This is a genomic window from Candidatus Solincola tengchongensis (assembly GCF_015711935.1).
Lineage (GTDB): Bacteria > Actinomycetota > Geothermincolia > Geothermincolales > RBG-13-55-18 > Solincola_A > Solincola_A tengchongensis.
This window is the reverse complement of the sequence record NZ_JACVJJ010000057.1, coordinates 1-5,576: the sequence shown is the minus strand read 5'-3', so window position 1 is coordinate 5,576 and position 5,576 is coordinate 1. Positions and strand designations below refer to the sequence as shown.

At 61.0% G+C, this 5,576-nt stretch carries 6 protein-coding genes; 4 read left to right on the top strand and 2 right to left on the bottom strand.

Annotated features, from left to right (window positions below; all coding sequences use genetic code 11):
• Both H7007_RS05115 and H7007_RS05110 read left to right on the top strand, forming a co-directional pair.
• On the top strand, positions 1-235 hold a 235-nt coding region (locus H7007_RS05115; protein WP_350340619.1), incomplete at its 5' end, for an enoyl-CoA hydratase-related protein.
• A gap of 78 nt (positions 236-313) precedes the next feature.
• Positions 314-1,198 (top strand): beta-keto acid cleavage family enzyme, encoded by an 885-nt coding sequence (locus H7007_RS05110; RefSeq protein ID WP_287153603.1) that lies wholly within the window; start codon positions 314-316, stop codon positions 1,196-1,198.
• A 155-nt stretch (positions 1,199-1,353) separates the two neighbouring features.
• On the opposite strand, the gene H7007_RS05105 is transcribed toward H7007_RS05110, so the two are convergent.
• Positions 1,354-2,883, bottom strand: a complete 1,530-nt coding sequence (locus H7007_RS05105) for a class I adenylate-forming enzyme family protein (RefSeq protein ID WP_287153602.1) — start codon at positions 2,881-2,883, stop codon at positions 1,354-1,356.
• Positions 2,884-3,128: 245 nt separating this feature from the next.
• Positions 3,129-3,809: a hypothetical protein gene (locus tag H7007_RS05100; RefSeq protein WP_287153601.1), complete on the bottom strand. Its 681-nt coding sequence runs from the start codon at positions 3,807-3,809 to the stop codon at positions 3,129-3,131.
• A gap of 560 nt (positions 3,810-4,369) precedes the next feature.
• Here H7007_RS05100 and H7007_RS05095 point away from each other — a divergent pair.
• Positions 4,370-4,585, top strand: coding sequence for a hypothetical protein (locus tag H7007_RS05095; protein ID WP_287153599.1), 216 nt, complete (start codon positions 4,370-4,372; stop codon positions 4,583-4,585).
• Between the two features lie 449 nt (positions 4,586-5,034).
• A partial coding sequence (locus H7007_RS05090) for a pyridoxal-phosphate dependent enzyme (RefSeq protein WP_287153597.1) occupies positions 5,035-5,576 on the top strand: 542 nt, incomplete at its 3' end.

The window sequence follows — 5,576 nt, the reverse complement described above, 5'->3', positions numbered from 1 at the left end:
GCCTTCCGAATCCCTGGACCGGGAGGTCGGCGAGGTCCTCAAGACCCTGGTCTCCAGGAGCCCCATAGGTTTGAGGCTGGGGAAGGAGGCTTTCTATGCCGTCATGGACATGCCCTTCGAGCGGGCGGTCGACTTCCTTTCCCAAAAACTGGTGGAGGTGGCGTCGACGGAAGACGCCGTAGAGGGGATAACCGCCTTCCTGCAGAAACGCGACCCGGTGTTCAAGGGGAAGTGAAAGCGTTTGTGGGGTTGCCATGAGGATATGGACAAGCTCGTCCACGGTCGTTCGGGCGGACTCTTACGGAGGTAGAGCATGGGCTTTCACGACAAGATAGTGATCAGCGCGGCGATCACCGGCGTGCTCACCGGCGCGGGCCAGTTCCGTGTGCCGGTCACGCCGCAGGAGATGGCCGAGGCCGCGGAGCAGGCCTACAATGCCGGGGCATCGGTGGTGCACTGCCATTTTCGGTCCTCGGACAGGCGCTCCTGGGGGTTCCCCACCTGGGATCTTCGGACGGTGGGGGAGATCATCTCGGCCATAAGGGAGCGCGTGCCCGAGATGATCATCAACATGAGCACCGGTGTCGTCGGCGGCGACATATCCGGACCCGTGGCCTGTCTGGAGGCGTTCAAGCCGGAGATGGCGGCCCTCAACGCCGGTTCGCTGAACTATCTCAAGATTCGTAAGGACGGCTCTTGGGCCTGGCCGCCCATACTCTTCGACAACCCGGTGGAGAAGATAAGGAAGTTCCTCGAGGTGATGCGGGAGAACGACATCGTGCCCGAGTTTGAGTGCTTCGACACCGGGATGGTCCGTTGCGTGGAGATGTTCAGGCGCAACGGCATGTTCGAGGGGCCTCCCCACATATCCCTGGTGATGGGGGTGGAGAGCGGTATGCCGGCGAGGGCCGACCTCCTGCCCATACTGGTGGACGAGATGCCGGTCGACGCCGTGTGGCAGACCATCGCCACCGGCCCGGGGCGGGACAGGATATGGGAAGTCCACCGCCGAGCGGCCGAGCTGGGAGGAAATGTCAGGACCGGCCTGGAGGACACCTTTTATCTCCCCGGCGGCGAACGCGCTCAAGACAACGGAAGGCTCGTCGAGGCCCTGGTGAAGATAGTCAGGGAAGCGGGGCGGGAGGTGGCTTCCCCCTCGGAAGCGCGCGAGATACTGGGCATAAGGCGGGGGAGATGAACATACGCCTTAAGCTCTTGACGCCTCGGCCCCTAATGCGCTAGTCCGCGTGGGACAGTTGGGCACCGTGGCGGTGCGGGGTGTGGGCATGGAGGGGTGGCGCGAGTATTCCCCCAACGGCCTCGGAAGCGAGGGATTATATCCCGAATCACGCCTCAGCCTTCCTTCTCCAGGAAGAGTTCCCTGAGCTTGCGCTTCACCACCTTTCCGGTCTCGTTCCTGGGTATGCTCTCCACCATCACCACCCTCTTGGGGATCTTGTACCCGGCTATCTTCCCCCTGCAGAAGGACCTCACTTCATCCAGGGAAAGCTCCCCGCCGTCCGCGGAGACGACCGCCGCCGTCACCGCCTCGCCCCACTGGGGGTCGGGCAGACCTATGACCGCCACGTCGGCGATCCTTGGATGCTGGTTGAGGACGGTTTCCACCTCCTGGGGGTAGACGTTCTCCCCTCCCGTCTTGATGAGGTCCTTCTTGCGGTCCACGAAGTAAAGGTACCCTTCCTCGTCCAGCTTCCCCAGGTCTCCGGTGTGCAGCCATTCCCCCGTGTACAGGGCCTCGTTGGCTTCCGGGTTCTTCCAGTAACGGGTGGTCATCCTGGAGCGCACCATTATCTCCCCCACCGAGCCCGGGGGAAGGGGGTTGTTGTTCTCGTCCCATATCTCCAGGTCGATTCCCCTCATGGGTTTTCCGCAGGTGTCCGGGTTCTCGAAGGCCACCTCGCCGCTCACCACCGTCACCGGACCCGTGCATTCGGTCTGTCCGTATATTCCCATGAAATCGCATTTCAAAGTGTCGCACAGGACCTTGAGCGCGAGCATCGTCTTACGGCCCATGCCGCCGCCGCTTATTATGAGGCGCAGGGGGGAGAAGTCCAGCCCCTGGTTCACCGCCTTGTCGAAGAGCACCAGACCCTGTTGAGCGGATACCAGCATGGTGATGGTCACCTTCTTCTCCGCCATGAGCTGCGCTATGTCCTCGATTTTCAGCGCTTCGGGGACCACGTTGGCCCCTCCTTTGTTCATGGTGGCCCGGGACCTTATCATCCCCGCTTGGTGGAAATAGGGCATGATGGCCATGTAGACGTCCTCCTCGGTGACCTGCATCACCTCGGCGGTGAGATCGTCCACGGTGCTCGAGCCTTCCTGGGTCTGGAGGCATCCCTTGGGCCGTCCCGTCGTCCCGCTGGTGTAGATCAAAAGGACGGGGTCCTGGGGAAGGGCGCGGGGAACGTTCCGGACGCGCTTTTCCCCTTCGACCAGTTGATCGGTGGTAAAATCCGCTCCCTCAGCCTGGCCTATTCCCACCACGAACCGGAGGCTCGGACACCTCTTCCGCAACTCGGGGATCGCGCCTGCGTGTTCCCCGTCCACTATCAGCGCGCTTGTCTCGGCATCGTTCATGGCCCAGGACCATTCGGGGACCACATGACGCGTGTTCATCACGTGAAGAATCGAGCCGATCATGGAAGTGGCGAAGTGGCAGGCCAGGTAGTCCATGCGATTGTGCGCGAGTATGGATATCCTGTCCCCCTTTTTCAGCCCCAGGGACTGCAGCGCCCCGGCCAGGCGCTCCACGCGGTCGGCGAACCGCTCGAAGGTCACCTCCCCGCTCCCGCTGATGACGCATCTCCGCTGTCCGAACTTCTCCGCGGCCCGGAACAGTTTCTCGTGCAGCGGTATCAACTTCTCCTCCTCCCATGATCACGACGGACGCCGTCATTCCTTCAACGCGTTTTGGGATTCCCCCAGGGGCGGGGAATATATAACCAGGAGCTTGAGGCGTGAGGAGACCCCGCCCGGCGTTCCGTGAGGGGTGCCCTTCGGGTAATATATCAGCATGGGACTGGGGGTTTCCAGGATGTAAAGCACCTGTTCGTAATCCCGGTGAAAGTGCCTCTGGGCACCTCCCCCGGCCTCTATGGTACCCTCTATGACCTCAACCGCTTCATCGATGTACAGGCACCTGTTGGTGGTCTCGAAATGACCCGCGGGACGGTAGGGTAATATATCAGCATGGGACTGGGGGTTTCCAGGATGTAAAGCACCTGTTCGTGATCCCGGTGAAAGTGCCTCTGGGCACCTCCCCCGGCCTCTATGGTACCCTCTATGACCTCAACCGCTTCATCGATGTACAGGCACCTGTTGGTGGTCTCGAGATGACCCGCGGGACGGTAAGGCGGGACGTCCTCGGGCCTCACGACGCGGACGACGGATGCGGGTTCGGCCGGGGAAAGCCCCGTCTCCCGGTTCCGTGCCCGAGGCGCGATGTCCAGGACGGTCAGCCGGTCGGAGAGGATATAGAGTTCCGGACCCCAGTGAAAACCCGCGGGGACGACGATCAGAGAGCCCATGGACACCGGTGGACCCTCTGCCTTTTCCCGCAGGTCGGCCTCCCCTTCCACGATGTACCATAATCTTCCTGTCGGGCTCGGGCCGTAATCCTCCGCCTCGCCTTGCCCCATGATGGTCAGCTGGTCGATCGACAGATGCTCGCCTCGGAGCAGCTCCCTCCTCGTAGTCCTGATACACCCCTCGCAGGGCACGCTTTCCACCGCTTCGACCATGACGTAAACCGCCTGCCTTTCCCCGGCTTCCCCATCGTGACCCAACTCGACACCCCCTTCCGGCTCGACGCGTTTCTCTTTCGCTTCTCCCGAAATACCCCTGACTCAGGCGATGTGTCCCTCCCGATTCCATGCGGGCCTTCTCCGAATGGAGATCAAGGCCGCGGTGGTCGTGTCCGTTGTCGGATGTAAACACCCAGCCAATTTTATAACCGAACTCCTTCGCGGCGGCGAGGATTGGTGTTGAGAGGAACCGTCGTCCGGCATCACGAGGCCGGCATGTCTCGTTGCTGAGGGAAGCGAGCTGGTTCGAGCCGTCCAGAGGTGCGAGAAAGGCGAGCTTTTCAAGCGGACGAGCGGCCAAGGGGACCGCGGTGATCCCGCTCTGCGCGTTTTTGGGAAGTAACGGCGGGTCATTGCGCACGGCTGCTCCATCCCTTTAGGGCAAGCCGGTTCGCGCGGCCCGTTGCGTAAAAAGAAAGAACTACACCAAAGAATAGGTCGCGTAAAACATCTTGCTGAGGTCACGTAAAATATCATGCTGAAATTCAGGCGGGATGCTTTCCTTTCAGAAAAGAAGGCTGCCTTAGCGAAAGGAGCACCCCATGCAAGAGTACCAGATTGAATCGGAAGAGGCAGCCCTCGAGCTCACTGAGAACCTCACGGAGCAGGCCTGGACGGAGATCGATTCGTTGACCCGTAAAAGAGCTGTTCATAACGGACACTTTCTTTTCATGTTTCTACATGACCTTATGGGAACCGGAAGCCGCTGCCTCGAACGGTTGATGCCGTATCTTCGCGGCAGGTACTTCAGGGCTTGAAAAGAGTTGAGGGATGGCACCAGCATCCTGGCAAGGCAAGAGAGGCACACAGGACGAAAGAGCGGCCTCTTTCGCAGTTGACAATGAAGGCCTTAAAAAAGATAATTTTTACCGTCATCCGGTGGGAAGGATGTTTTCAATGTTGGAAAAAGGCTTGAAGAGGGAGAAAAGGAGCTTTGCCTGGTGGTGGCGGGCGCACCGTGGCGGTGCCTGCCCGCCGAGCGCGCGTTGAATTACGGGACAGGCATCAGGGCCACGGAGAGAGGAACTCCGTGGCCCTTTTATATAGGATAGGACGCTGTGGGTACATGTGCCGGTCGAGGGCCGAAGTGGCGGGGATGGGCCTCTTGAAGTGCTTTCACAGGAGGAGGAAGGAAGGTGAAGGGATAACCCTGGACGGTCTGGGCGTATCGGCAACGTTTCAGCGTGGTAGGTTAGGAGGAGGGAAGATGAAAGAGCAACCCAAGATAATCCATCTAGGCGAGAAGGACATCCCGGAGGCCTGGTACAACGTGCTGCCGGACCTCCCCAAACCCCTTGAGCCGCCTCTGCACCCGGCCACCAAACAACCGGTCGGCCCGGATGACCTGGCGCCCCTTTTCCCCATGGGCCTCATCGAGCAAGAGGTGAGCCAAGAACGCTACATCGACATACCGGGTGAGGTACTGGACGTCTACCGCATCTGGCGGCCCACTCCCTTCATCCGGGCCACCCGGCTGGAGAAGCACCTCCAGACGCCGGCCCGCATCTACTACAAGAACGAGGGGGTAAGCCCGGCGGGGAGCCACAAGCCCAACACCGCCGTGGCCCAGGCCTATTACAACAAGAAGGAGGGAGTGCGCAAGCTCACCACCGAGACGGGAGCCGGGCAGTGGGGGAGCGCCCTGGCCATGGGCTGCAGCTTCTTCGGCCTGGAGCTGCAGGTCTTCATGGTCCGCTCCAGCTACCAGCAGAAGCCCTACCGGCGGGTGCTCATGGAGACCTGGGGGGC

Bases quoted from the DNA above. Each gene is read 5' to 3' on its own strand.
- H7007_RS05110 (WP_287153603.1), top strand. From the start codon at position 314: ATGGGCTTTCACGACAAGATAGTGATCAGCGCGGCGATCACCGGCGTG.
- H7007_RS05095 (WP_287153599.1), top strand. From the start codon at position 4,370: ATGCAAGAGTACCAGATTGAATCGGAAGAGGCAGCCCTCGAGCTCACT.